Here is a 22,633-nt window from a genome sequence, read left to right on the forward strand (position 1 = left end):
CTTCTCCTGGGACAACAAACAACGACAACAAGAGGATGGGTTATGAACACAATGAATGGAATGAACCTCGGGCAAGGGCTGAATATTCGTCCTTCCAAACCTACGGATAAACCATTCCTGGAACAATTGCACAACGCTACACGAGAAGACCTGCGGTACATGGAAGGAGAGCGGGACTACGTCGAGTCCATTATCCAGATGCAGTTTCGCGCCCAGACCGAAGGCTATGGCTCTCAGTTTCCCAACGCAATGTATTTTGTGGTCGAAAAACAGCAGCAGCCTATCGGTAAGGTCACCCTTGACTTTGGCCCGAATGAGATCCGAATCATGGACATTGCCTTTGTTCCAGTGGCCAGAGGAAAAGGATTTGGTGAGGAAGTGATGAGATGTTTGCAGAATGCCGCAGCGCAAGTGGGAGTGCCCCTGACATTGTCAGTGTTATCGACCAATACTCAGGCCAAAAAGCTTTATCTCAAATTGGGCTTTTCTGTACAGAATATCACGCCTCCCTACGAATTTATGGCTTGGGTTCCTGAGGCACGGAAAATTATCGTCTAGATCTCTTTTGGGGAGCACTCGGGCTCGCTCGAAGCCAGCGTGCCATCTTCGGGTAACCGTCAGGCTCTCCGGGAGGATTGGTCAGGCCCCAGTAAATTAGCATGGGGTAGCCAAAACCCTGTGCCAGTTGAAAGGCTTCTATATAGTTTTCAGAAGCGCCTTTATAGCCATCGGGATGGAATAATACTTCGGGATGAATGCCTATTTCCCGGCTGGCAGCCCAGGACCATGCGATGGCTGACATTTCCTCTGCAGGACCATGTCCGCATTGATGGACATCACCAGTCAACCGGGGTCTGTGTTCAGGTTCTGTCACTGCTATGTGCCCGGCTTCATGCAGAAGATCGCCGGGATACTTCAGTTTTTCCCTGTCGATAAGGAGCTGACCCCGTTCAATCAGCAGACCAGGCAGGAACGTTTTGGTTTCAATAGAAGAATAGTGGACGTTAATGCCAACCCTTCTCAGAAAAGCAACGATTTTATCTGTATCTGATGTTGTCATTTTGCACCTGCCTGGCAGTTTCAAAACCGCGGGTTTTGGTCCGTTCGTGAAATATCAGGTCATGAAAGAAAGCTGGAATATCCAAGCTTAAATATCCGAGCCTAAATACCCAAGCCTAGTAGCTTCCCGAAGAATGTCCGGATGCCGATGAATCAGTGACTCGTCAACGGCATCCTGTTCAATGCCCTGGAATTTATCCCGTGGGGTAACGTCAATACTTTTAATCTCCACATCGTTGTTCAGAAAACCCATTAAATCCTGAAGTACACTGCGATCAGTCAGCTGTTGAAAAGGCAGCTCGAACCAGTTTCCCGTTGGCCACTCTGATTTGTATCGGGTCGCCTGAAGCTGAACTTCTGCCCAGTAGTACAGCCCTTTTTCGAAAGGTGTCAGCTTACACCAGGCGTTTTGATAGTGGGGAAGTTGTGCCGCTGGAGCCGCTGGGTGAAATAATTCCTTGGTACTCAGGTGAGGCAGAATAGGGGGAACAAAGGCATTCTGTTTGAGCCAGGATCGAGAAACCTGAACCGGATCCCGGTGCAGGTAAATGATTTTAACCGGGCAATTCAGCTCTTCATAAAACCAACCCAGATGGCGCCAGCAGGGAAAACCACATTCAACGTAGTACCGATGACTCCACACTTTGTCTTGAATATATGCCAGATGATTCAGGAGTATCTGCGGGTTCTTGTTAAGCGGTTGGGACGGGGAGTTATTGATGGGCGCGTAATCAAAGTTTATCGGCTCGTGGGTGACCTCCCAGCAATCCGGTAGCCTGGTGTTAAGAAAATGGTATAGCCACTGGGTGCCGCACCTTCCTGTTGATAGTACAAATACGACGCTCATCTTCCCCATCCCTTGAATCATTCCCTGATACGTCCCCTTGATTTGTGTAGGCTGCCAATGGCGTCAAAATCACTTTCTGTTCAATGCCAATGCGAACCATAATTCTTATTATGGTTTAGCTGCCAAGGTTTGCAAACGAGCGACCACATCCACTTCTGATTTTATGGTGTAAAGGTGACCTTAACTATAGTGTTGCTGTTTTTTATACTTTCCTTGTGATTTTCATTGCTGAGCTATACTGATTGCTAATTGAACAGGTTATTGCGACCTGTCTTGATAGGGCAACAGATTGAAATCTTGGCCTTTGTGGCGACAGTTAGACCTGAAGAGTGCGGTTCTATTGTGGCTTAATGGGATTCAGTCGGTCACCCCGTACTAGCTTATGATTCCAAGGACTACTGAAATGGAAGACATTGGGAAACAGCTCCGGATGGTTGGCAGGACAATCGACATAGTGCATAGACAATGCTCTTACCTCTTTGGATGTAAGCACAGAGTTCGTCATACCTTTTCTCACTTTCTTCATTCAGCTACGGCGTTTTCTTCTTTCCTGATTCCTGAGCGTCAGTCCAGAGTTTTTTCTTTTGTCATTATAGGTATTGCTGTGAATGAGTCGTCACGATAAGGGCAAGCCGTGGGCAAACGGAAACCGGATGTATTCCGTGCCTGAGGTTGTTCAGCTTGACATAACAACCATTAAAGGAGGATCAACATGGAAAAATTTACCTATGACACACTGCAGCAAGCTATCGGCAAAGATGTTCAGGTGTTTGAGCCTGACTCAGATAAGCAGATTGCAGAGCTTAAGATTACGAAGGTAACCCGTCCGGACAAGGAAGACGAAGAGTTCGAGTCTTTTTCTGTTCTGCTTTTGGGCAAGGAGGAAGAGCATTGTGGTCAGGGAAATTACAAACTGAAAAGCGATGCTTTTGGCGAAGCTATTTTGTTCATGTGTCCCCATGCCGTGGATAAATACCAGATTGTTATATCCCGTAAGAAATCTGAATAACGCTGGGTATAACGGGATAAATTACAAGGAGAAGACCTCATGTCACAACCATTTGTAGGTGAAATCAAACAGGTTGGATATACCTTCGCACCTGTTGATTGGGCTGAGTGTAATGGACAGCTAATTGCTATTAATGACAATGCCGCTCTGTTTTCACTGTTAGGCGTAGCCTATGGTGGGGATGCCCGGACGGTTTTTGGCATTCCCTCGCTTAAGGGAAGAGTTCCAATACACATGGGCAACTATGCTGAATCTGACTTTTCGACGACCTACACTCGCGGTCAGATTGGTGGGCTGGAATATGTCACGCTGAGCCTTTCACAAGTACCAGCACATACTCATAACTTCAATGCCTCCAACGAGGCAGGAAATTCTGCTGTTCCCTATTCCAACCAGTCTGGTGTCGGAAACACCATGGCTGTGGCAAATGCCTCCTACTACAGCAACTCCGGACCTAATGTCGCCCTTGTTCCGGATATGATTTCCTACACAGGGGGAGGGCAGTCGCACTATAACATTCAGCCTTCCATCGGCACGTTGTTTGTTATTGCCCTGGAAGGTCTTTATCCGAGCAGAAATTAGGAGGTTTTATCATGGCGCAACCATATTTAGGCGATATTCGCATGTTTGCAGGAAACTTTGCCATTCTGCATTACGCGTTTTGCAATGGAACACTCATGGCAATTTCGCAAAATCAGTCCCTGTTTTCCCTTTTAGGTACGAATTATGGCGGAGATGGACGTACTTCCTTCGGGCTTCCGGAAATGAGAGGTCGGGTGCCGGTAAATAAAGGTACAGCGGTGGGGCAGTCACTCAATTGGAATATTGGCACTTTGGCCGGGGTTGATACTGTGACTCTGACCGTTGATCAGCTACCCAGCCATAACCACAGCTTCAATGTCAGCAATCAGTCGGCAGTAACAGAGACTCCTGAAGATGGTTCCATTGCCGAGGGCGCCCATTATTTTACAGCCAGCACACTGAAAACGACAGGGAAGTTGGCTGATGATGCTCTGTCTCCCACCGGTGGAGGGGGGAGCCACAGTAATCAAATGCCTTATTGTGGAATTAATTTCATCATTGCCCTGCAGGGAACCTATCCCTCAAGAAATTAAGGAGCTGAATTATGTCAACGCCATTTACTGCTGAAATAAGAATGTTGCCTTATACATTCAGCCCGGCTGACTGGTATTTTTGTAACGGCCAAATTCTTGCGATCGCTCAAAATCAAGCACTGTTTTCATTAATTGGCAGTATCTATGGAGGTGACGCTCGCACGACATTGGGGTTACCCAATCTTATGGGGCGTGCCCCTCTTCATGTTGGTGGAAATAGTGGAACGGGACCAGGAGTGATGCCTCACTTTCTTGGCCAAAGAGGAGGGGACGCCGCTGTCACCTTGACCATAAGTGAGATGCCGAGCCATGACCATGCAGATGTTACGACCGCTTTCGGAACTCTGGCTGACGCATCTGACACTGCGTCAGATGAGGCCTATCTGGGGCCTCAGTTTGGACCTTCGGTTACAGCCTTTAAGACACCGCCGATTAGTACTCCCTCACTGACTTTCAACAGTGGAGTGGTGGGAGTAGCAGGCTCAAGTCAGCCTCATGAAAACCGGCAGCCTTTTATCGTGATTCCATTTTGTATCTGTGTCTTCGGCCAATACCCATCAAGAAATTAACGGGCAGTTGCGGTAGTATTCTTAGCGATAACATGAAGGATACTGCCGCAGAAAACGATAGGAATGATGATGAGATTAAAATTGAAATGAACTTGTACCTCGCGTTCCTTATATCCCTGGTATTTCCCTTCGCTGCGACGGCCAACGAGGTGGTGCATTTCAATAATTTTTTCCAGCGTTATGAGGCTGTGGGGCAGTCAGGAGTTTATCAACTAAAAGCTGGGGAAGTTGAATTCCGTATTTCCAACAGGGTTGTCATCAAAGCTCTGCCATCGTTGAGTCAATCGGAAATCGCCAGACTGGATAGGAATGTCGTAAGTATCACTGAGCTCTATCTGGCAAAGGATTTCAATTATCTGATGATAGAACTGACATCGCCCGAACACCTGACACAGATTATTGATCTACTGGAGTTGCATCCAAAGGTACTGCTTGCTCAGCCAGACATACTGCAGCTGAACCGCTTAAGCGGCCTTGATCGGGATATACGCCGGAATGAAACAATGGTGTCAGAGCAGATAGGCGTCTCTGTAGAGAATACTTCGATGCCACAACACGCTGAGCCTGATTTACACATCCTGCCCGAAAGGGAAGCTGTCAGGGTTGCCATTATCGATGACGGTTTTGATCTGACCCATCCTGAATTTACTTCGACCAAAGTGGCTTTCCAGTATGACACTGAAACCCGGACCCTTGATGCATCCCCGAAGCTACCTCAGGACAGCCATGGAACCAGAATTGCCGGGATACTGTTTGCGGACCGAAATGGTAATGAAGTTGAAGGGCTGATTCCCGGGGCAACATTGATTGCCATTAGGCAACCCAATACCTGGACCTCCCAGACATTGCTGGCGTTCCAGGTAGCCCGGCTGGCCGGCGCGGATGTGATCAATTGCAGCTGGCACAGTGAGTGGTTGCTGGAGCCGGTCCGAGATGTTGTTCATGATCTCGCAACTTCAGGTCGGGAGGGAAAAGGAATCGCAGTAGTTTTTGCGGCCGGCAATGATGGGATAGTGCTAGCGCCAAACTTGCATGAGGCCAGCATTGAAGAAGCGATTGTTATCGGAGCTAAAACAAAAAGTGGGGTAAAAGCCCGTTACAGCAACTGGGGGGAGAGTGTTGATGGCTATCTTGATGGCAGCAGCTATCTGTCAACGGCGAACAAAGGTGGCTTTAGCAAAATTAATGGAACCTCACTGGCCGCTGCGAGGGCCAGTGGTGTTATCGCTGAGCTATTGGCGACCCATCCCGAAATGACATTAGTGGATATCGAGCGTCACATCAGAAATTATTAAGCAGGGAGTGGTACAACAAATGAGAGGCTATACAGGATTGGTGAATGTTTGAGGAAACGAATAGTTTGAAGGACCAGTACAAGGAAATGGATTACGGTGCTGAATACAGTGCGAATCTGCCGGCAATTCTAAAGCATTTAAATGTGTCTTTGATCTTTACCTCATATCAGGCAGGACGCTTGATGCTGGTTCGCAGTGATGGTCAGTCGCTGGATATTAATTTCAAAAGGTTTTCGCGCCCTATGGGCATCTCGGTCACAGAAGACTCGGTGACGCTGGGCATATTTACCCAGGTCCTGAGATTTCAAAGAGAGGACGGGTTGCTGGAAAAGATAAAACAGCCGCTGGAGAGAATCGAAGACGATATTACGGCCCCGAGGGTTGATTCTGATAAAGCAAAAAAAGGGCTGGATGACCCTTTGGAGCAGTCCGGTTTTGACCTGCCCCTTTCTGCCCTGGCGGAAAGTGAGGAAGACCTGGAAAGACTTGAACGTCAGTTGAAGCTTTGGCAGGAATATCAGGAGTCCCTGTTTCAGCCCGCAGACCCGCGTGTGGACGCGTGTTTTATCACCCGGTCCGCACATTACTCCGGCATGATCAACATTCATGATATTGACTGGGGTGATGACGGATTATGGGCCGTCAATTCTAGTTTTTCATGTTTATGTACCCTAGAGCCGGATTTCAGTTTTGTTCCTCAATGGAAACCTCCGTTTATTTCAGAGCTGGCACCGGAAGATCGTTGCCATCTGAATGGTATGGCGCTTAAAAATGGTCGACCAGGGTATGTCACAACTTTCTCTAAGGATAACCAGGCAACTAACTGGCGAAATAGGGCAGGTAAGTTTGAAGGAACACTGATAGATGTTCAGAAAAACGAAATTCTGCTTGAGAATTTGTCGATGCCTCATTCCCCACGTTGGTATCAGGGGCGGGTTTATTTTTGCAACTCTGGGCAGGGCGAGATTTGCAGCTACAACCCTGATACAGGAGACCTGAAAACCATCGCGGAGGTTCCGGGCTTTACCAGAGGCATAAGTTTTTACGGACCATTAATGTTTGTCGGCCTGTCAAAAGTTCGTAAGTCGGACGTGACCCGCCCGGCTCCCCTTGGGGAAAAGTATGACGAAACATATTCTGGAATTTGGGTATTTAATCTGGAAGACGGTACTCAGGTTGGGCAAATCAGATTCAGCGGAAACGTTGATCAGATATACGACGTGGCTGTTTTGCCCGGCTGCAGTTTTCCAGAAGTAATTGAGCCCTCTCATCCAAGAATGAGGAATCATTTCTGCTTTCCACCGTTACAAAGTGGAATGGGCAGAGGACTGGCTACCAGTTTGGGTGATCTCATATAAAGCTTGCGTAAGATTGCTGGCGACATGCTTGGCAATAGCATATTTGTTAATAAGATAGGGTAGGTAAAACGATGACCCGCAGAAGCAGTTCTATTCGCGATAGACTAAACTTGGCTGTTAAGGCTGGTATACCGGCAATGATGCTGGCTCAGCCCGGCGTTGCCTCAGTGCGATCCTCCTCAGGGGCCCAGTCAAGATACCGGTCGCAATTTTATACATCGGTAGTAGCAACGTCGCAGAAGCATGCTTCTGACCTCACAGACAGGAAAAGTAAGAATCCGTTCTCGGTGTACAGCCGCAATGCGCGTTCTCTCAGTCATGTGGACAGTCTATCCTGGGACAATCTAAGCGGAGAGAACGCAAACAGGGAAAACCGTCAGCCGGAAACAGATGCGTTTAATTTCCTCAGAGAAAACGGTCTGCTGAATGAGGCACCGGTCGTTACGAGTGAATTGAGTGGCGATCTTTCCGGGTATACCGGTCGCAAAAGTTTCACTTCCTGTACTGTATTGCCAAGTGTTTACACAACAAAATATGCCTGTACCGGTGCTGGTCATAATTGGAACAGCGGCGGTAACAACGCCCCCACCAATATCGGCCTGGACAATAGCAGTATAGGTGATGCTTCCACCGGTGCCGGTGCAGTGATTGGTAGTCTGAGTACTACCGATGCAGATGGAGGCGACACACATACTTACTCACTAGTCACTAATGGTGCGTCGGGCAGCGGTAGTTGTGGTGCTTCTGGCGATGATGATAATGCCAGCTTCCAGGTTGATAATGCCAATAAAGACCTGGAAACCGCAGGTAGTGTCACAGCTGGAAGCTACAACGTTTGTATACAGACCCACGATGGTACGGATTCATTCCAGAAAACCTTCTCGATCACCGTCAGTGATACGACGGCTCCCGCCTTTGAAAATGCCACCCCCTCTGTTGGAACATTAACATTCACTGGCGGCACCTTATCTGTTGACTTAAATGAGGAAGGAACAGCCTACTATGTTGTCGTGGCAGATGGCGCGGGGGCACCCAGTGCCGGCCAGGTCAAAGCGGGCCAGGACAGCGGCGGAGGGGCGCCCCTCACCAGCGGCAGTTTTGCCACCGCTGGCACGACAGGGAGTGAAGCATTTACAGGGTTGTCGGCAGGGACTGCATATGATCTCTATGCTGTGGCTGAGGATGATGAGGGAAGCCCTAACCTGCAAGCCTCTGCCACCTTGGTAAATTTCACCACGGCTTCCCCCAACAGTGATGGCGATCTGAGTGCCGCTGGTGGTGTGTCTGAACCCATGGGGCTGGATACCACTGTGGATACAGTTGGTGAAGCTGTCAATGTGTTTGACTTTACCTTATCGGACGGTGGGACATCAGATGGTCTTGCCATGGCAATCTCTCAGGTTGTGGTCAATGTGTCTGGTACTTCAACGGACACTGAAAGGGCAAATATCACCTGGCGCTTGAATGGAAACGATGCGTCCAATGTAACAGGCGTTTACAACGCAGGCTCTGATACCATCACATTTTCAGGCTTAAGTATTTCCGTTGCAAACGGCAGCAGCGAAACCTATACCGTCAATGCTTATTACAATAACAACTCGGCTGTTACAGAAGACCATACGGTGATACTGAGTGTTGATGGTGATACGGATCTGACTGTGGCAGGCTCAGGGACCCAAATGGGCATAACCTCGGCGGTGACCAATGGCACTGGCACTACTTTGGATGTGGTTGCATCGACCCTGGTATTTACGACACAGCCATCCGGTTCCACCTCTGGTTCAGCCATAAGTACACAACCGGTAGTCGCTGCGCGGGACGCATTTGGTAATACCGACTTGGATTTTGCCGAAACTGTCACGCTGACTGAATCCAGTGCAGGGACGCTTTCTGGTGATGTGGATATTATGGCGGTGAACGGGGTTTCAACCTTTACTAACCTGATTTATACCGCAACCGCTGATCAGCAGAGCTTTACCTTAACCGCTAACGATGAAGATGGCGTGGGGACTAACTTGCCAGCGGTGGATGCTAACCCAGTGACCTCAGATGTTGTGGCGACCAAGCTGGTGTTCAGCACACAACCCGCACCAACGTCTATTACCACTGGCATTAGCAACAGTTTTTCCACCGTGCCGGTGGTGCAAGCCCAGGACGTCAACAATGTTACTGATACTGGCTATAGCACAGACATAGTGTTGTCTGTGACTGACCCGAATGACAGTGTGGTAGATGGAACGGTAAATAGTCTGACTGGTACAGGGGACCAAGACGGTTCTGGCACCACAGTGACGCTGACACCTGCATCAGGCTCGGCTACCTTTACTGGCTTGGCTATTCAATACACCAATAACGCATTGGTGGATACGCTGGCTCTTCGCGCTACATCTGGTGGTCTGACAGCCGTTAACAGTACCAATATTACCTCCGGAACGCCCCCTACAGTGACAGACGGTAATATCAGCATCAGTGGCGACAGTGGACAGGGCGGGGCGTATAAAACGGGCGACACAGTGACGGTCACCTGGAATAACAGTGCAGGAGGTGACAATAACAGTGGCATCACAGCGGTTAGCGTCGACTTCAGTGCGTTTGGTGGTGGGGCGGCAGTGGCAGCCAGCGAGAATGCGGGTGTCTGGACGGCAACCTATACCATCACCAGTGGTACAGTGGATGGTACCAATCTGAATGTGTCGGTGTCGGTCACAGGCTCCAGTGGCGTCACCACCAGGTCAGATACCACCAATGCCACGGTAGATAACCAGGCACCGGTTGTGACTGATGGCAATATTAGTGTGTCGGGTGCCAGTGGTATCGGTGGGGCGTTTAAATCCGGTGACCAGGTGACGGTGAGTTGGAATAACAGTGCTGGGGGCGATAACAACAGTGACACCTTGAATGGTGTGACTGTCAATTTCAGCGCCTTTGGCGGTGGCAGTGCTGTGGCAGCCAGCGAGAATGCAGGCATTTGGAGCGCCACTTATACCCTGGCAGATGGTCTCGATGGCAGTAACTGGAATGCATCGGTGAGGGTGGTGGATAATGCGGGTAACAGCACCACCACGGCCGATACCAGCAATGCCAGAGTGGATAGCACATTGCCGGTGGTCCCCGTGTTAGGTTCGCCTACTGAGGCGATATTTATCAATGCCGCCAACTACCAGCTACAAGGTACCCATAGCGAAAATGCGGTCAGTATTGAGCTGGAAGAATATCTGGATGTTTGCGGCACGCTGGAATACACCTTTGTTGATAGTATTGCGGTGGCGTCCAACAGTTGGCAGTTTACGCGAGCCTTAAATCAGGATAGCGAGCATCAGTACCGCATAAGGGCAGTAGATGCAGTGGGCAATGCATCGAGTTATGTGGTGGTGCCGCTGATAATAGAAGATTCCACTGCCCCGGTTGCTGCGGTGGTGACCACACCGGCTGCGCCCCAGTCTGTGACCAGTGCCAGTCAGACAATCAGCGGTACGCATAGTGAAAATGGTATTACGGTGGCTCTGTATGCCGACAGCAATAACGATGGCATAGCAGATAACAGCACAGTGCTGGCAAGTGGGCAAGTCGCAACCAACGCCTGGACATTAAGCGCCCCACTAAGCATTGGTGCCAATAACTTTGTGGTGGTGGCTAAAGACAAAGCCGACAATAGTTCTGCGGCAGTGGATGTGCCTACCCTGACTCGCACCAATTCAACGCCACCGCCACCTACCAATATTGCACCGCAAATCAGCGGGGCTCCTGCAGGTTCTGTAAATGCCGGGCAGTCCTACAGTTTTATTCCATCGGCTGCAGATGCCGACGGAGACAGCCTGACTTTTAGCATCGGCAATCAGCCTGGTTGGGCTACCTTTAATCCACTGACCGGCGCCTTAACAGGTACCCCAGGTAATGCACAGGCTGGTATCTTTACCGGCATAGTGATCACTGTTAGCGATGGCCAGGCAACAGCGTCCCTGCCTGCTTTTAATATTCAGGTTAATGCTGTAGCAAGTCCAGTGGGACAAAATATGCAGCTAAGTGGCGCTGAAGATCAAGGTCTGACCATCACCCCCCAATTGCAGGATCCGCAGGGACAGGCGCTGACGATCGAACTGGTTGGTGGGCCAACTCATGGCACGCTCAACAGTGCAGGTCTTGGTTGGCACTACCAGCCCGACAAGGATTACCATGGCGAAGATAGCTTTAGTTATCGTGTCAGGGCGGGTCAGCAGAATTCTGAAGACTATTCTGTAACGATTCAGCTGTCGCCGGTAAACGATGCTCCTGTGGCCATGGCCGATGAGTTGGTGTTAGCTTTTAATCAAAGCGGCAATTATAGCCTGGACGTACTATCAAACGACAACGATGTGGATGGCGATACCCTGCAGATCCAAAGCGCCAGAACCAGTGTCGGCAGCGTCACCGTATCTGCGGGCCGGTTGAACTGGCAGCCTCCTGCAGGCTATCAGGGCTCTGCAGGTCTGAGTTACCGCATCAGTGATGGGCAGGGCGGAACCAGTCAAACTACTGTCAATGCCAGTATTGAGGGGGGCGATACGTCTGCCCCCATTGTCACCCCGCCCGCTGATATCACCGTAAACGCCACCGGATTGTTTACTAAAGTGGACCTGGGCAGCGCCACCGCGAGTGACAGCCAGGGCAATGCATTAGCTGTGTCGTTGGTGGCCGGAAACACCTTATTAGCACCAGGTTTACATAAAGTTTATTGGCAAGCCACTGACAGTGCCGGCCGTAGTAATACGGCGAGCCAAACGGTGCGCGTTGTTCCGCTTGTGTCTCTGAGTAAGGATCAGGTGGTTTCTGAAGGAAATCAGGTCACGATACGCGCAATACTAAATGGCCCCAGTCCGGAATATCCTGTTTCTATTCCTTATTCGGTGAGCGGCAGTGCTGATGCTGCAGACCATGATTTGCAAGATGGGGTGATGAACATTGCCGCTGGGCTGGAAAGCTCAGTCAGTTTTTCTATCTTGTCCGATGCCTTGGCAGAACCTGAAGAAAGCGTGGTGATAGGCCTGAGTCCATCTTTGAATCTGGGGGCAAGATCCAGCACCCGGATCAGTATAAGAGATGGCAATATTGCGCCAAAAATTAGTTTAAGTGTGCAGCAGCAGGGTAAAACGCAGCTCAGTGTCAGTCAGGAAGGTGGTAATGTCACCGTCTTTGCGCAAGTAACAGACCCTAATCCTTCAGACCAGATAACGCTGGAATGGCAATCTGGCTTCGACAACCTTAGCACCGCTGATAATGAGTTTGTGTTTAACCCAAGCAGTGTATCGCCAGGAATATACTCTGTGACGCTATTGGCCAGTGATAATGGCAATCCTAACCTCATTGCCAGGGAAAGCGTATTTGTTGACGTTGCAGCCAGTCTGCCGGAACTGACCGATGCTGATACTGATGGTGATTTGATTCCTGATAACGAGGAAGGGTTTGCCGATAGCGATGCTGATGGTATTCCGGATTACCTGGATGCGATTAATGAATGCAACGTTATGCCTGAGACACTGGAAACCAGATTGGGCTTTTTGGCTGAGGGCGAGCCTGGCGCCTGCTTACGCAAAGGCAGTGTTGCCGCTACCAACAGATTGGGTGGCTTGCAACTAGGTGAAGAGCAGATGACTAATCAGCTTCCGGGTGATGACGGGGCCGTTAATGTGGGCGGATTGTTCGATTTCATCGCTTATGGTTTGCCTGAAGCTGGTCAAAGCTACAGGCTGGTGATCCCGCAGCAGTTGCCTGTGCCGCAGGGGGGAGTGTATCGCAAATTTGTCAGTGGTCAGTGGCAAGACTTTGTGCTTGATGCTGACAATCAGGTCTTCAGCACCTTAGGGGAACCGGGTATTTGTCCTCCTCCTGGTGATGCTCAATGGCAATCTGGATTAACACCAGGTCATCACTGTGTGCAGCTACAAATTCAAGACGGCGGTCCCAACGATGATGATGGTGTAGCCAATGGCAGTATTGTGGATCCTGGCGGCGTGGCAGTGCCTTTGAACGGTAATCAGCAGCCTCTGGCACAGGACGATGTGGTCAGTATGACCTGGAATACCAGTATTGAGCTTGATGTGCTGGCTAATGATCAGGACAGTGATGGTGACAGTCTGACCATCAGTAGCGCTTCTGTTGAGCTGGGACAGGTGGTTATAGAAAACAACAAACTGCACTTTACCCCGCCGCAGGATTACGGCGGGGTGATAAACATCAGTTATAGTATCAGTGATGGAAAAGGCGGCACTTCTACCGCTAATGTACAAGTGACAATCGTGGCTAATCAGTCTCCCATAGCCCTACCTGACGAGGCTACAACCGAACAGGGCACTGCCTTGAACATTGTTGTGATGAGCAACGATTCGGATCCTGATGGCGATCCGCTGACTCTGATATCTGCCAGTGCGCAAAGGGGCAATGTCAGTATCAATGCTGACGGTACCCTGCGTTATAGCCCGGAAGCCGGCTTTAGCGGCACTGATGTGATTACTTACCTGATTGAAGACAATAACGGAGCTCAGGCACAGGGCCTGGTCAGTGTCACGGTGAAAGCGATGGAGAAAGTCACTGTGGTAAATAAGAGTAGTGGCGGGGGACTTGGCGCATGGCTTGTGCTGCTGATGCTACTTAGCATGTTCAGAGGCAGGGAGAAAAATCTGTGATGAAATATAGGATGCTATTACTGGCAGGTTTGACCTGCAGCCAACTGGTTTGGGCCACAACAGATTTACGTGTCAGTCTGGGTTACAGTGATACCGATATATCAGACATGGGGTCGGTTCAGTTTGCCCAGGTTGATGACAGCAGTGTCAGTTGGGGGCTTGAACTAGGCTATGAGTATGCGCCAGGGTGGCGGCTATTTGCAGGCTACCAGGACTTGGGACATGCTGAACTGCAAATCAAAGATGTCGTGATTTCCCAGCAAAACTTGCCAGTTAGCCTTAAAGAGCTGGCCCCTATACTGCCCAGTGGCTTTACTCTGGGATTGGATGCCAGGCTCTGGCAACACAACCAATGGCTACTTAGCGGCTCCTTTGGTTTGTATAGTTGGCAAGCGGATATTGACAGTCGTGTTGGTGCCAGCAGGCAGCAAAGCCATCTGAGTGATACGGACTGGCTGATGGGGGCGCAGCTCTCTTATAAGTTTAATCAGCGATGGTCGTTACTAACTGGTTATCGTCACTATGCTTTAGATGAGCCTGTAGGAGAATGGCGGTTGGGAGCGGAATATCGGTTTTAAATAAAAAAGGGTGACCAGCAGTCACCCTTTTCCATGTATATAGAGTTAACTCGCTTTTAGGCTCTTAACAATGGACTGCACTACTTTAGCACCACCGCAGACCACGTTACCGGATTTCATTGGCTCGTGGCCGCCATCGAAGTCGGTGACCAGACCACCGGCTTCCTGTATCAGCAGCATACCGGCAGCCATATCCCAGGGCTTCAGACCCTTTTCCCAGAAACCGTCGTAGCGGCCAGCAGCCACATAGGCCATATCTAATGCGGCTGAACCACTGCGGCGAATGTCACCACATTGTTCGAAGATCTGGTTAAAGCTATTCAGGTACTGACCGAGATTTTCCTTACGTTTGAACGGGAAAGCGGTAGCCAATACGGTCCCATTCAGGTCTCGGGTTTTGCTGCAACGTACTCTGTAGCCGTTTAACTGGGCACCGGCACCTTTGGAAGCGGTAAACAGCTCACCGCGCAACGGGTCAAATACCACGGCCTGATCCAGCTTGCCTTTATGCATCAGGGCAATGGATACCGCGAAGTGGGGAATACCTTTGATAAAGTTGGTGGTGCCATCCAGAGGATCGATAACCCACTTGTAGTTGTCATCGCCTTCCACAATGCCGCCTTCTTCGCCGACAAAGCTGTGTTCAGGATAGGATTGTTTGATCTTATGGATAATGGCCTGTTCGGCCTCTTTGTCTATGCGGGTGACGAAGTCATTTTCGCCTTTAGCTTCAGTCATCAGGTCGGCGCGGTTTTCATAACCACGGACGATAATGTTTCCGGCCGCGCGAGCTGCGCGCACGGCAATATTCAGCATTGCATGCATAGAGTCACCACCAATTTTGAAAGAACGGGAATCTGCCGGTTCCTCAAGCCATACTGACTTGATGGAAAAAACACCAGCGTCAAAAGCGGCGCGCAGTCTATCAGACCCGCAGAAAATTGCCAAGCCTATGTTATGATGCGGCGCAGTTTTGAATTAAGAGAAGCTCCTCAATGCAGAATATCCGTATCGTCCTGGTCAATACCTCCCATACCGGCAATATCGGCTCCACCGCCCGGGCCATGAAAACCATGGGGCTCAAAGAGTTGTATCTGGTGGACCCGGTTAAAGCCCCGGATGGCCAGGCCAGTGCACTGGCGGCTGGTGCTACTGATATTCTGGCCAATTGTACTATTGTTGAAACGCTGGAACAGGCCATCGCCGGCTGCGGATTAGTGGTGGGCACCAGTGCCCGCTCCCGCACGCTCCCCTGGCCGATGCTGGACCCACGTGAATGCGGTGAAAAACTGGTAACTGAAGCTGAACAATACCCCGTTGCCCTGGTATTTGGCCGCGAAAATAATGGTCTTGCCAATGAAGAGTTGCAGCAGTGTCATTTCCATGTCTGTATTCCCGCCAACCCTGAATACAGCTCGCTGAATCTGGGCGCTGCAGTGCAAACCCTGTGTTATGAAGTGCGTATGGCCCATCTGAACAGGGATGGGCTGCCGGAGGCGGAAAATACCTATCCACTGGTAGAAGATTTGGAGCGCTTTTATACTCATCTTGAGCAGACTCTGGCCGACACCAACTTTATTGTGGCCAATCATCCAGGCCAGGTAATGACCAAACTGCGCAGGTTGTTTAACCGCGCTCGTCCCGAAGCGCAGGAGCTGAATATTCTGCGCGGTATATTGGCCTCGGTAGATAAGAAAATTCAAAAATAAGCATAAGGCTGACTATGTTTGAGCACATCAAAGAGGATATTCAAAGCGTGTTTCATCGCGATCCGGCGGCGCGCAATACCTTTGAGGTGCTAACCAATTACCCTGGCCTGCATGCCATCTGGTGGCACCGCCTCAGCCATAAATTATGGCAGGTCAACTGCAAGTGGCTGGCGCGCAGTGTGTCGACCCTGGCACGCTGGCTGACCGGGGTGGAAATTCATCCCGGCGCCAGATTAGGGCGACGCTTTTTTATCGATCATGGCATGGGGGTGGTGATTGGTGAAACGGCTGAGATTGGTGATGATGTGACCCTTTATCATGGTGTTACTCTCGGCGGCACCAGCTGGCAGGCCGGAAAGCGTCACCCCACTTTGGAAAACGGCGTAGTGGTAGGTGCCGGGGCTAAAGTGCTGGGGCCAATCCGTATCGGGCAGGGAGCTAAAGTGGGCTCCAATTCGGTGGTGGTCAGAGACGTACCTGCCGACGCCACGGTGGTAGGGATCCCTGGTCGCATTGTGGCGGCTCGAACAACAGAGGCTAAGGTCAGCCATCGGGATAAGATTGCTGAAAAATATGGCTTCGATGCTTATGCTGTGTCTGCCGACAATCCGGATCCGGTCGCCCATGCCATCGGCCGTATGCTCGACCATGTGCATCTTCTGGATACCAAGGTGGAGGAGATGTGTAAAGTCATCAAGGACCTCGGCGGTGACGTCTGTACGGATGCGTTACCCGGTATTGAGCTGGAAGATTTTGATAGCGTGCAGCCAAAGCCAGGTAAAAATAGCCAGGATCAGAGTTTCGATCCTGGTATTTAGGCCTTTTTGAATAAGGTTTTGCGTTAGATTATGGACTCTTCAAGCCTTTACAGCGCAAAACTCCACTTCAGCAACAACAGCACAATGGACGAATACAACACCGACACTGGCAGACCGAATTTGGCAAAGTGGCTGAATTTGTAATTGGCCGCGCTAAAGACCAGTAAGTTGGTTTGGTAGCCCCACGGAGAGATAAAACTGGCACTGGCGGCAAAGGCCACCGCCAGGGCAAAGGGCAGTACCGGAGCATCCAGCAGTTGCACCAGTCCCCAGGCAAAAGGGAACATCAGGGCAGCGGCAGCGTTGTTGGTGACCAGTTCGGTCAACAGCAAGGTCAGCAGATAAATCACCACCAATGCCACAAAAGGACTGCTGCCCTGTAAATACGGCAGTAGCCACTGATTAAGACTGTGTATGACTCCGGATTGTTGCAACGCTGTGGCCATGGCCAGTGAACCGACAATGACCATCATCAGATTCAGCGGTATATTGCGCTTGATCTCGTTACCTGAGCTGATACCAGAAAACACCAGTAATGCCAGCAGAAACACCAGGCCCACTGCCAAGGGCAGAATATTGGTGGCGCTTAACAATACTGTCAGTAAGAATCCGCCCAGGGTCAGTTTTTCCTGTAGCGGTGTTAACTTCCTGGCAATGGCGTGCTCGGTAAGGATAAAAAAGTTTTTCGACAGATTGTTGCGACTGGCAAAGTCGGGACCAGTCGCGAGCAACAAGTTATCACCAGCTTGCAGTCGTATTTCTCCCAGCTTACCCGACAGGTTTTCACCATCGCGACGAATGGCCACCACGGCGGCGTCAAACATGGCTCGAAATCCCACTTGTTTAAGGGTTTTGTCAATCAGGCGGGCGCGATTGGAAACCACCACTTCGGTTAAATTTTCCCGCAACAGTCCATTTGACTCAGCAAATAAGCTCAGCCCGGGGATATGACTGAGGCTGTCTACCCGTTTAACGTTACCGCTGAAAATCAGCTTGTCATTGGCTTCTATCAGCATTTCCGGGGTTACCGGGCTGATAAGGTGGCCGCGTCTGACGATTTCCACCAAAAACAGTTCAGGTAAGTTTCGCAGATGGTTTTCTTCCACGGTTTTACCCACCAGTGGCGAGTCTGCCTGCACTTTGGCTTCAATAAAGTACTCTTTGTAGTCTGCTTCCTTGGTGTCGATATGCGGCAGTAACGGCGTCAGTACAAACATCAGTAGGCCACAGGCCAGACCGGCCGTCAGGCCATACAAAGTGAAGTCTAAAAAGGCAAAACCGCTGTGTCCTTGTTCAATTAAAAAACTGTCGACGATAAGGTTGGTTGATGTGCCGATTAAAGTAACAGTGCCACCGAGAATGGCGGCATAGGAAAGTGGAATCAACAGTTTGGAAGGTGGATGATATTGGTTCTGTTTTACCGGACCAATCAGGCTGGCCACAATCGCGGTATTGTTAAGCAGCGCAGATGATGCAAAAGTCAGGCTGAACAGGCGCCAGTAACTTTTACCGTAACCGCTGCTGACCAGCTTGCGGCCCAGGCTTTTAATCAGCGAGGTTTTGTCTACGGCATTGCTGACCAACAACAGCAAAACCAGGGTCAGCAGACCCTGGTTGGTCAGGCCATGACTGACCTGTGCCAGACTCAACTGACCGGTTGCCAGCAACACCAGCACCGCCATGGCAAAGATAGCCGACGGTCGCTTGTCAGTCAGCGCCAGGGCGGCAATGGTGGCAAAAAAAGTGCCAGCCACCAGCAGTTGATTCCAATCCATTTATGCTACTCAGAGTTTGCTGATATCCAGCGCTTGCCAATGGGGGAAGTGCTTACGCACTAGGGCGTTAAACTCCAGTTCAAATTCTGAGTATTTGGCTTGCTCAAGGCTCTTACCCTGCACCGCTTCGATAATCATACCAGCGCCTACCGTACCGTTGGTCAAACGGTCAATAATGATAAAGGCACCGGTTTTACGGTTTTTGCTGTAAGGGTCGCAGGCAACCGGCTGGGTCAGCTTAATTTCGCCTACCGCAATTTCATTCAGGTGCAGATGCACGGCGTCTTTATGCGCCATAGTGTTAACGTCAATCTGGTAATCCAGTTCACGCACCGTACCCGACACCGACTTGGTGGCAAATTTGAACTCATATTGCTTATTCGGCATTAACGGCTCATCGGCCATCCACACCAAATGGGTACGAAATGCATTGGATTGCAGCGGTAAATTGTCGGCTTTAACAATCATATCGCCGCGGGAAATATCAATTTCATCTTCCAGGGTGAGGGTAACGGCCAGCGGTGCATAGGCTTGTTCAAGGTTACCATCGAATGTGACGATATCCTTGATACGTGAGGTTTTACCTGAGGGCAGGGCCGTGACTTCATCACCTGGCTTAATCAGACCTGATACCACATTACCCGCAAAGCCGCGGAAATTGAGATCCGGGCGATTCACATATTGCACCGGAAACCGGAAGTCAGTCTGGTTGACGTCTTTGGCAATCTGGATACTTTCCAGCATCTGCATCAAGGTTTGGCCCTGATACCAGGACAGATTATCGGAACGGTTCACCACATTATCGCCCTTTAGGGCCGAAATCGGCACAAAATGAATATCGGCGATAGTGAGCTGTTTGGCCAGTTCCAGATAGTCTTCGCGGATCTTGTTATAAACGTTCTGGTCATAGTCCATCAGATCCATCTTATTGATGGCTACAATCACATGCTTGATGCCAAGCAAAGAGACCAAAAACGAATGGCGACGAGTCTGGGTTTTTACCCCACCTCTGGCGTCAATCAGGATAATGGCCAGATCACAGGTCGAAGCGCCCGTTACCATATTGCGGGTGTACTGCTCGTGTCCTGGGGTGTCGGCGATAATAAACTTGCGTTTGTCGGTGGAGAAATAGCGATAGGCCACATCAATAGTAATACCTTGCTCGCGCTCAGATTGCAGGCCGTCCACCAGCAGTGCCAGGTCCACTTCATCACCTGTGGTGCCGACTTTCTTGCTGTCTTTACTAATGGCGGCTAACTGGTCTTCGTAAATCATCTTTGAATCGTGCAATAGGCGCCCGATAAGGGTGCTTTTGCCGTCATCAACACTGCCACAGGTTAAAAAACGCAGCAGATCTTTGCGTTCATGCTGATCCAGATACTGCAGAATATCCTGCTGAAGAAGTTCGTTTTGATTGTTCATAAGCACTTTTACTCAAGGGTTAAGCGCTTGTGCGCTAACCAGAAAAAACGGGTTTAACAGAGATTCTTTTTGGTTATAAACCAGGGGCTGGGTGGCCTGGGCAGGTGTCTGACCAACGCTTAGCTGTGTCACACTGCCGCCAGCAGCCAGCACTACAGCGTGGGCAGCAGCGGTATCCCATTCACTGGTAGGGCCGAGGCGCGGATACAAATGTGCGCGGCCTTCAGCAACCAAACAAAGCTTCAGTGAACTGCCCATGGCAACTAATTCTTTGTCGCCGTCCAGGGCAGCCAGGAATGACTCAATTTCCGGGCTTTGATGGGAACGGCTACCCACCACTTTCCAGCGCTCTGCACTGACATGCGGGGCAGTAGTAATGGTGCTTTGTTGCCCATTTTCGACTTTGTAGGCCTGTTCGCCCACTATGCCCACATACAGGCTGTCCAGTACCGGCGCATAGACAACACCAAGCACTGGCTGGCCTAGTTCAATCAGCGCAATATTGACGGTAAACTCACCGTTTTTCTTAATAAATTCTTTGGTGCCATCAAGAGGATCAACCAGCCAATAGCGTTGCCACTGACTACGCTCTGACCAGACAATATCGGCAGATTCTTCTGACAAGATAGGTAAGTCACTGATGCTTTTTAGTCCGGCCACAATCACGTTATGAGCAGCCAGATCGGCTTCGGTTAACGGGCTTTTATCGGCTTTATCAAAAATAGCAAAATCCTGCTGGTAAATTGCCATAATCACATGACCTGCTTCCCTGGCAATATCGCTAACCTGTGTCGCGAGTACTGTTAGGCTGCTCATGCCAGAAATCCCTTTTCCTTAAGTTTGGCGATCAGCTGTTCTGCCGATTGTTCAGCGCTTTGTCCTGCCTGATAATCCAGATGGATTTCCGGGTTTTGTGGGGCTTCATACGCAGAATCGATACCGGTAAAATCCTTAATATCGCCAGCTCTGGCCTTTTGATACAGGCCTTTAGGGTCACGTTCTTCACAAACGGCCAGGGGCGTATCTACAAAGACTTCCACAAACTCACCGTCTGCCAGTAAGTGCCGACAAAAATCCCGGTCGGCGCGAAACGGCGAAATAAACGCGGTGATCACAATTAAACCCGCATCCACAAACAGCTTCGCCACTTCGCTGATACGACGAATGTTTTCTACCCGGTCTTTGTCCGAAAACCCTAAATCACCGCACAAACCATGGCGGATGTTGTCACCGTCTAGCAGATAAGTATGTTTGTCCGCTGCGCCCAGTTTCTGCTCCAGCAGGTTGGCGATAGTGGATTTGCCCGAACCAGACAGACCGGTTAGCCAGATCACCAGGGGCTTTTGCTGTTTTTGTGCACTGCGCTCGGTTTTGCCTACCTTATGCTGGTGCCAAACAATATTGGTTGCCATCAGAAATACCCCTCCATTTTTTTCTTCTCCATAGAGCCGGCACTGTCATGGTCAATAACACGGCCCTGGCGCTCTGACGTTTTGGTCAGCAGCATTTCCTGAATCACTTCTGGCAACGTAGTGGCTTGGGAGCGCACCGCTCCGGTAAGTGGGTAACATCCCAGGGTGCGGAAACGTACCCATTCCTGCGAGGGAACTTCGCCTTCTTTCAGCGGCATACGTTCGTCATCCACCATAATCAATACCCCATCACGTTCCACTACCGGGCGTTGTTTGGATAAATACAATTCGGGGATTTGAATGTTTTCCAGGTAAATGTATTGCCAGATATCCAGCTCAGTCCAGTTGGATAAAGGGAAGACCCTGATACTTTCACCTTTATTGACCTTGGAGTTATAGATATTCCAAAGCTCTGGACGCTGGTTCTTGGGATCCCAGCGGTGATTCTGGTCACGGAAAGAATACACTCTTTCCTTGGCCCGGGATTTTTCTTCGTCACGTCTGGCACCACCAAAAGCGGCATCAAACTGATATTTGTCCAGGGCTTTTTTCAGAGCCTGGGTTTTCATAATATCCGTGTGCTTAGCACTGCCATGCACAAAGGGACTGATGCCCATGTCCAGACCTTCCTGGTTTTTATATACGATCAGATCCAGCTTATGCTCTTCTGCCATGCGCTCGCGAAACTCAATCATTTCACGAAACTTCCAGGTGGTATCCACATGCAGCAGTGGAAAGGGAATGCGGCCAGGGGCAAAAGCCTTACGTGCCAGATGCAGTAGCACGGAGGAATCCTTGCCTATGCTGTAAAGCATGACCGGGTTGTCAAATTCCGCGGCAACTTCGCGGAAAATATGGATGCTCTCGGCTTCCAGTTGCTTTAAATGGGTAATATTCGGAACGTTGGCGGCCATATGGTATCCAGACTTTTTTGGCAAAATTAAAAAATTGCGACTCTTCTTAGAACTTTATCATAAAGAAATCTCGGTCGGCTATGTGAGATAGCTA

At 50.1% G+C, this 22,633-nt stretch carries 19 protein-coding genes; 11 read left to right on the forward strand and 8 right to left on the reverse strand.

Going from position 1 to position 22,633, the window contains the following annotated elements:
- The first annotated feature begins 42 nt into the window (after nt 1-42).
- The gene (locus CSR04_RS09355) at nt 43-558 is read left to right on the forward strand and encodes a GNAT family N-acetyltransferase (protein WP_245921504.1); all 516 of its coding nucleotides are present in this window, start codon (nt 43-45) and stop codon (nt 556-558) included.
- On the opposite strand, the gene CSR04_RS09360 is transcribed toward CSR04_RS09355, so the two are convergent.
- A complete protein-coding gene (locus tag CSR04_RS09360; RefSeq protein WP_102796028.1) occupies nt 548-1,060 on the reverse strand; it encodes a hypothetical protein in 513 nt (170 codons plus the stop codon). The two genes, CSR04_RS09355 and CSR04_RS09360, sit on opposite strands and share 11 nt — an antisense overlap.
- An 87-nt stretch (nt 1,061-1,147) precedes the next feature.
- Nucleotides 1,148-1,906, reverse strand: a complete 759-nt coding sequence (locus CSR04_RS09365; protein WP_146027139.1) for a hypothetical protein — start codon at nt 1,904-1,906, stop codon at nt 1,148-1,150.
- Between the two features lie 712 nt (nt 1,907-2,618).
- On the opposite strand from CSR04_RS09365, the gene CSR04_RS09370 reads away from it, so the two are divergent.
- The 8 genes from CSR04_RS09370 (at nt 2,619) to CSR04_RS09405 (ending at nt 14,489) form a co-directional block, all read left to right on the forward strand.
- A complete protein-coding gene (locus CSR04_RS09370; protein ID WP_102796030.1) occupies nt 2,619-2,915 on the forward strand; it encodes a DUF6916 family protein in 297 nt (98 codons plus the stop codon).
- Between the two features lie 39 nt (nt 2,916-2,954).
- Nucleotides 2,955-3,497: a phage tail protein gene (locus CSR04_RS09375; RefSeq protein ID WP_102796031.1), complete on the forward strand. Its 543-nt coding sequence runs from the start codon at nt 2,955-2,957 to the stop codon at nt 3,495-3,497.
- A gap of 11 nt (nt 3,498-3,508) precedes the next feature.
- Nucleotides 3,509-4,030, forward strand: a complete 522-nt coding sequence (locus CSR04_RS09380; protein ID WP_102796032.1) for a phage tail protein — start codon at nt 3,509-3,511, stop codon at nt 4,028-4,030.
- An 11-nt stretch (nt 4,031-4,041) separates the two neighbouring features.
- The gene (locus CSR04_RS09385) at nt 4,042-4,599 is read left to right on the forward strand and encodes a phage tail protein (RefSeq protein ID WP_102796033.1); all 558 of its coding nucleotides are present in this window, start codon (nt 4,042-4,044) and stop codon (nt 4,597-4,599) included.
- Nucleotides 4,600-4,631: 32 nt separating this feature from the next.
- Nucleotides 4,632-5,894: a S8 family peptidase gene (locus CSR04_RS09390; protein WP_102796034.1), complete on the forward strand. Its 1,263-nt coding sequence runs from the start codon at nt 4,632-4,634 to the stop codon at nt 5,892-5,894.
- Between the two features lie 44 nt (nt 5,895-5,938).
- On the forward strand, nt 5,939-7,252 hold the full coding sequence (locus CSR04_RS09395; RefSeq protein ID WP_102796035.1) for a TIGR03032 family protein: 1,314 nt from the start codon (nt 5,939-5,941) through the stop codon (nt 7,250-7,252).
- 287 nt (nt 7,253-7,539) lie between these two features.
- Entirely contained in the window at nt 7,540-13,911 is a 6,372-nt protein-coding gene (locus CSR04_RS09400; RefSeq protein ID WP_172449301.1) for an Ig-like domain-containing protein, read from the forward strand.
- Nucleotides 13,911-14,489 (forward strand): outer membrane beta-barrel protein, encoded by a 579-nt coding sequence (locus tag CSR04_RS09405; RefSeq protein ID WP_102796037.1) that lies wholly within the window; start codon nt 13,911-13,913, stop codon nt 14,487-14,489. Before CSR04_RS09400 ends, CSR04_RS09405 begins: the two co-directional genes overlap by 1 nt.
- Nucleotides 14,490-14,534: 45 nt before the next feature.
- Here CSR04_RS09405 and suhB read toward each other — a convergent pair whose 3' ends face one another.
- On the reverse strand, nt 14,535-15,314 hold the full coding sequence (gene suhB, locus CSR04_RS09410) for an inositol-1-monophosphatase (RefSeq protein WP_102796278.1): 780 nt from the start codon (nt 15,312-15,314) through the stop codon (nt 14,535-14,537).
- A gap of 170 nt (nt 15,315-15,484) precedes the next feature.
- On the opposite strand from suhB, the gene trmJ reads away from it, so the two are divergent.
- Nucleotides 15,485-16,198: a tRNA (cytosine(32)/uridine(32)-2'-O)-methyltransferase TrmJ gene (gene trmJ, locus CSR04_RS09415; protein ID WP_102796038.1), complete on the forward strand. Its 714-nt coding sequence runs from the start codon at nt 15,485-15,487 to the stop codon at nt 16,196-16,198.
- Nucleotides 16,199-16,212: 14 nt separating this feature from the next.
- A complete protein-coding gene (cysE, locus tag CSR04_RS09420) occupies nt 16,213-17,016 on the forward strand; it encodes a serine O-acetyltransferase (RefSeq protein WP_102796039.1) in 804 nt (267 codons plus the stop codon).
- 47 nt (nt 17,017-17,063) lie between these two features.
- On the opposite strand, the gene CSR04_RS09425 is transcribed toward cysE, so the two are convergent.
- Genes CSR04_RS09425 through cysD form a run of 5 tightly spaced genes read right to left on the reverse strand, consistent with a single transcriptional unit; the run spans nt 17,064 to nt 22,539 of the window.
- The gene (locus CSR04_RS09425) at nt 17,064-18,791 is read right to left on the reverse strand and encodes an SLC13 family permease (protein ID WP_102796040.1); all 1,728 of its coding nucleotides are present in this window, start codon (nt 18,789-18,791) and stop codon (nt 17,064-17,066) included.
- Between the two features lie 9 nt (nt 18,792-18,800).
- A complete protein-coding gene (cysN, locus tag CSR04_RS09430) occupies nt 18,801-20,213 on the reverse strand; it encodes a sulfate adenylyltransferase subunit CysN (protein WP_102796041.1) in 1,413 nt (470 codons plus the stop codon).
- A gap of 12 nt (nt 20,214-20,225) precedes the next feature.
- Nucleotides 20,226-21,029, reverse strand: coding sequence for a 3'(2'),5'-bisphosphate nucleotidase CysQ (gene cysQ, locus CSR04_RS09435; RefSeq protein WP_102796042.1), 804 nt, complete (start codon nt 21,027-21,029; stop codon nt 20,226-20,228).
- The gene (cysC, locus tag CSR04_RS09440) at nt 21,026-21,625 is read right to left on the reverse strand and encodes an adenylyl-sulfate kinase (RefSeq protein ID WP_102796043.1); all 600 of its coding nucleotides are present in this window, start codon (nt 21,623-21,625) and stop codon (nt 21,026-21,028) included. The genes cysQ and cysC overlap by 4 nt, the downstream gene beginning before the upstream one ends.
- Entirely contained in the window at nt 21,625-22,539 is a 915-nt protein-coding gene (gene cysD / locus CSR04_RS09445; protein WP_102796044.1) for a sulfate adenylyltransferase subunit CysD, read from the reverse strand. Before cysD ends, cysC begins: the two co-directional genes overlap by 1 nt.
- Between the last annotated feature and the right edge of the window lie 94 nt (nt 22,540-22,633).

Source organism: Bowmanella denitrificans (assembly GCF_002887595.1).
Classification (GTDB): Bacteria; Pseudomonadota; Gammaproteobacteria; order Enterobacterales; family Alteromonadaceae; genus Bowmanella; species Bowmanella denitrificans.

Excerpts from the sequence above, each read along its gene's own strand:
- CSR04_RS09355 (WP_245921504.1), top strand. The coding sequence starts at position 43 with ATGAACACAATGAATGGAATGAACCTCGGGCAAGGGCTGAATATTCGT.
- CSR04_RS09360 (WP_102796028.1), bottom strand. The coding sequence starts at position 1,060 with ATGACAACATCAGATACAGATAAAATCGTTGCTTTTCTGAGAAGGGTT.
- CSR04_RS09365 (WP_146027139.1), bottom strand. The coding sequence starts at position 1,906 with ATGAGCGTCGTATTTGTACTATCAACAGGAAGGTGCGGCACCCAGTGG.
- CSR04_RS09370 (WP_102796030.1), top strand. The coding sequence starts at position 2,619 with ATGGAAAAATTTACCTATGACACACTGCAGCAAGCTATCGGCAAAGAT.
- CSR04_RS09375 (WP_102796031.1), top strand. The coding sequence starts at position 2,955 with ATGTCACAACCATTTGTAGGTGAAATCAAACAGGTTGGATATACCTTC.
- CSR04_RS09380 (WP_102796032.1), top strand. The coding sequence starts at position 3,509 with ATGGCGCAACCATATTTAGGCGATATTCGCATGTTTGCAGGAAACTTT.
- CSR04_RS09385 (WP_102796033.1), top strand. The coding sequence starts at position 4,042 with ATGTCAACGCCATTTACTGCTGAAATAAGAATGTTGCCTTATACATTC.
- CSR04_RS09390 (WP_102796034.1), top strand. The coding sequence starts at position 4,632 with ATGAAGGATACTGCCGCAGAAAACGATAGGAATGATGATGAGATTAAA.
- CSR04_RS09395 (WP_102796035.1), top strand. The coding sequence starts at position 5,939 with ATGTTTGAGGAAACGAATAGTTTGAAGGACCAGTACAAGGAAATGGAT.
- CSR04_RS09405 (WP_102796037.1), top strand. The coding sequence starts at position 13,911 with ATGAAATATAGGATGCTATTACTGGCAGGTTTGACCTGCAGCCAACTG.
- suhB (WP_102796278.1), bottom strand. The coding sequence starts at position 15,314 with ATGCATGCAATGCTGAATATTGCCGTGCGCGCAGCTCGCGCGGCCGGA.
- trmJ (WP_102796038.1), top strand. The coding sequence starts at position 15,485 with ATGCAGAATATCCGTATCGTCCTGGTCAATACCTCCCATACCGGCAAT.
- cysE (WP_102796039.1), top strand. The coding sequence starts at position 16,213 with ATGTTTGAGCACATCAAAGAGGATATTCAAAGCGTGTTTCATCGCGAT.
- CSR04_RS09425 (WP_102796040.1), bottom strand. The coding sequence starts at position 18,791 with ATGGATTGGAATCAACTGCTGGTGGCTGGCACTTTTTTTGCCACCATT.
- cysN (WP_102796041.1), bottom strand. The coding sequence starts at position 20,213 with ATGAACAATCAAAACGAACTTCTTCAGCAGGATATTCTGCAGTATCTG.
- cysQ (WP_102796042.1), bottom strand. The coding sequence starts at position 21,029 with ATGAGCAGCCTAACAGTACTCGCGACACAGGTTAGCGATATTGCCAGG.
- cysC (WP_102796043.1), bottom strand. The coding sequence starts at position 21,625 with ATGGCAACCAATATTGTTTGGCACCAGCATAAGGTAGGCAAAACCGAG.
- cysD (WP_102796044.1), bottom strand. The coding sequence starts at position 22,539 with ATGGCCGCCAACGTTCCGAATATTACCCATTTAAAGCAACTGGAAGCC.